This is a genomic window from Pseudonocardia terrae (genome assembly GCF_021343995.1).
In the GTDB taxonomy this organism is placed as follows: Bacteria; Actinomycetota; Actinomycetes; order Mycobacteriales; family Pseudonocardiaceae; genus Pseudonocardia; species Pseudonocardia terrae.
In genome coordinates this window covers 1-3011 of sequence record NZ_JAJTTE010000130.1, presented here as the reverse complement: position 1 = coordinate 3011, position 3011 = coordinate 1, and the positions used below count along the sequence as shown (strand labels likewise).

Here is a 3011-nt window from a genome sequence, read left to right as displayed (position 1 = left end):
CCGGCGTGGTCGCCGAGCAGGTCGGTGACGCTGCCGAGGCGCACGGAGAGGTGGCACTGGGCGTGCGGCCAGCCGCCCTGCACGGCCAGCAGCAGGGCATTGCCGTAGCTCCGCGGAGGTCGGTTGCCACCTCGTCGAGATAGCCGAGCACCTCCAGGGCCCGCATCCGTCCGGCCGCGTCGGGCAACGACTCGAACACCGTGAGGGCGGCCGACGCCCGGGCCTGGGCCTCGTCGGGACGGCCGGCCGCGAGCCGGACGCGGGCGTGCACGAGGTCGTCGAGCGCGGTGCCCCACGGGTCGTCGACCGCCTCCACCGCAGGCCGGGCGGCGGTGAGCAGGGCGATGGCGCGGTCGGGCTCCCCGCGCTCGGCGTACCGGTCGGCCAGGACGAGCAGGGCGAGCCCGTCGACCGAGCTCGCCACCCCCTTCCCCGCCGCGAGGTGGGCGTCGAGCAGCGTGCGGACCTCGGCGAGTGCGGCGGGCTCGTCCCGGTCGTGCGCGGCCAGGGCGGCGGCCCACAGCCGGGCGGTGAGCGAGTCCGGACGTCCGTCGAGGAGGTCGAGCAGCAGCCGGCGGCCGCGCCCCCGGTCGCCGGCGAGCCACCACCCCCAGGCGCAGCGCACCGCGAGGCCGAGCGCGGCCTCCCGGTGCCCGTGCCGGAGCTCCGGCGACGGCTCCAGCCCGGCGGCCTCGGCCGGGACCCGGCGGAACTGCTCGTAGCCGGCCAGGGCCTCCGCCCGGCGGCCGTCCCGGTCGAGCGCCTCGACCAGGACCGCGCGGGCGTGCTGGCGCAGCGGGTTCTCGGCGACGAGGGCCGCGGCGAGGTCGGCGGCCGCGCGCATCGCCGGCGTCGAGGATCGCGCGGGCGTGCAGCTCCCGGGCCGCGACCAGCAGCTCCCGGAGCAACGCTGCGGATCCCGCCCGTCAGGCCGGCATCAGGCGCCGCGGCCCGCTGACGTCGACCCCGACGGCGACCGGCGGGCGGAGCTGTACGCCCTGGTCGCCGACCTGTACCAGGGACGCGCCGTCGGCACGGCGCCGCTCACCGCCGTGCTGCGGGCGGCGTGCCGGCGGGACCGGACCCTGCATGCCTTCGTCGGGCACGGGAACCTCGCGGCACACGGCCTGGTCTGCGCGGCCGCCCGGCAGGTGCCCGTGACCCGCCACCGGTTCGCCGACGGCGTGGAGTACGTCCTGCACCCGCGGTAGGCCGGGGTCAGCATCGGAGGTCGCCGCGCTCGAGGAGCCAGGTGACCCCGAACCCGGCGAGCAGGCTCCAGAAGGCACCGCCGATGTTCAGCACGGTCACGTCGGAGACGGTCACGACGAAGGTCACGAGCGCCCCGAAGGTGCACCGCGACCCGAACGCCGTGACGAACGCGGACTGCAGCACGCGCAGCATCGCGAGGCCGCCGAGGGTGGCCACGAACGCGGGCGGCGCGGCCAGCATGAGCCGGGTCGACGGCCGCAGGCCGGCACGGGCAGCATCGCCGCGGCGTGCACCTTGGAGGCCAGCGTGCGCAGGGCCCGGGGGTTGAACCGGAGCCGGTCCGCGGACCGCTCCCGTAGCAGCCCGGCCGCCAGGGACGGGAGCCGGTCGCGCCGCGCGCGCAGCGGCGGCAGGTCCAGGTGCACCGGACAGCGCGCGACCAGCGCCGCGGGGTGCCCCCTGACGACCGGGCCCGTGCTGGTCAGGACCAGCCGGAACCCGAGCTCGCCGGCCCGCCGGTCGAGCAGGGCCGCCACCGCCGGGTCGAGCAGGTCCACGTCGGGCACCATGACGGTGCCGGCGCAGGGCGACAGCGCGCCGACCTCGTCCGGACCTGCCGTCGGGCCGTCGAGCTCGACGACGGGTGGGGTCACCAGGGCCCGGGCCACCGTGCGCCGCCCGGTGCCGGTCTCCCCTCGCACCAGCACGGAGGCGCCCTCCGCCCGGTGCCGCTGGACCATGCGCGCAGGGGGGCGTGCCCGTCCGCGCCCCCGCCCGCCCCGGGCCGCCACGGGATCGCCGCCGCGCGCCGCGGGGGCCGCAGGCGGAGCAGGAACCCGCCGTCGACGGCCGTGGCGTCGAGGGCGACGGTCACCCCGGCCGCGAGGTCCAGGGTGCAGCTCCCGGCGCGGTTGCGCAGCCAGCCGGCTGGCCTCTGCGACCACGGTCTGCAGCGCCGCGTGGTCCGCGGGCTGCAGCAGCTCGGCGGCGGCGTCGTTGGCCAGGACGAGGTCCGGCCCGAGGGCGACGACGGCGTCCGCCGAGCCCGCGGCCACAGCGTCGAACGCCTCGAGGACGGCCCGCCGTGGCGATCGAGTTCGTGCCGGTCGCGGCCTCGGTGAAGCTGCGGCCCTCCACGACGCCGATCTCCTCGAGCCGCGGCCGCACGGCGGCCCGGCCGAACCGGATGTCGACCAGCCGCGCCTCGTGGTCGGCGAGGATCAGGGTGTACGGCGACCCGTCGAGCGCGGCCGCCAGGTCACCGAGGACGGGCCCGGCGACCCGGCGCAGCCTGCTCGCCGGGTCGACCGGGGCCACGTCCTCGGGGTCGACGCGGCTGTCCGGCGCGAGCCCGCTCTCCCGGGCCCGGAACCACGACGACGCGATCTCGGGTCGCACGTCGGTACCGGCCCCGGGCTCAGCCGAGCCTGACGTCCGACGGATGACCGGCGAGCGGCGTGACCGTCATCGTCATGTACGGGAAGAGCGGCAGGCCCCACAGGATCTGGTGGAGCTGCTCGTTGGACTCGACCTCGAAGAGCGAGAGGTTGGCGTACTCCCCCACGCAGCGCCAGATGTTGCGCCAGTGCCCGGAACGCTGCCACTCCTGCGAGTAGGCCTTCTCCCGGGCGAGGAGGTCGGCGCGTGCCGCCGGATCCATGTCCGGCGGCAGCGCGACGTCCATCCGGACGGCGAAGAGCTGGCGCGACGCCGAGGACTCGCTCGCGGGCTCGCTCACGCCTGCGGGTCCAGGGCGAAGTCGTAGGTGACCTCGTTGCCCGTGCCGGACGCGGCCGGGG

General features: G+C 77.4%; 5 protein-coding genes. 1 reads left to right on the top strand and 4 read right to left on the bottom strand.

The window, feature by feature from the left end:
- On the bottom strand, positions 1-844 hold an 844-nt coding region (locus LWC33_RS34490; RefSeq protein WP_305080907.1), incomplete at its 3' end, for a BTAD domain-containing putative transcriptional regulator.
- A 25-nt stretch (positions 845-869) separates the two neighbouring features.
- On the opposite strand from LWC33_RS34490, the gene LWC33_RS34485 reads away from it, so the two are divergent.
- Complete coding sequence (locus LWC33_RS34485; protein WP_233308909.1) at positions 870-1211, top strand: hypothetical protein; 342 nt, start codon at positions 870-872, stop codon at positions 1209-1211.
- Between the two features lie 7 nt (positions 1212-1218).
- On the opposite strand, the gene LWC33_RS34480 is transcribed toward LWC33_RS34485, so the two are convergent.
- The 3 genes from LWC33_RS34480 to catC all read right to left on the bottom strand — a co-directional run bounded on the left by LWC33_RS34480 (position 1219) and on the right by catC (position 2950).
- The gene (locus LWC33_RS34480) at positions 1219-1404 is read right to left on the bottom strand and encodes a benzoate/H(+) symporter BenE family transporter (protein WP_233308908.1); all 186 of its coding nucleotides are present in this window, start codon (positions 1402-1404) and stop codon (positions 1219-1221) included.
- Entirely contained in the window at positions 1335-1952 is a 618-nt protein-coding gene (locus LWC33_RS34475) for a DNA-binding transcriptional response regulator (protein WP_233308907.1), read from the bottom strand. Before LWC33_RS34475 ends, LWC33_RS34480 begins: the two co-directional genes overlap by 70 nt.
- A 677-nt stretch (positions 1953-2629) precedes the next feature.
- Positions 2630-2950 carry a muconolactone Delta-isomerase gene (catC, locus tag LWC33_RS34470; protein WP_308191062.1) on the bottom strand — a complete coding sequence of 107 codons (321 nt, stop codon included), beginning with the start codon at positions 2948-2950 and terminating at the stop codon, positions 2630-2632.
- Between the last annotated feature and the right edge of the window lie 61 nt (positions 2951-3011).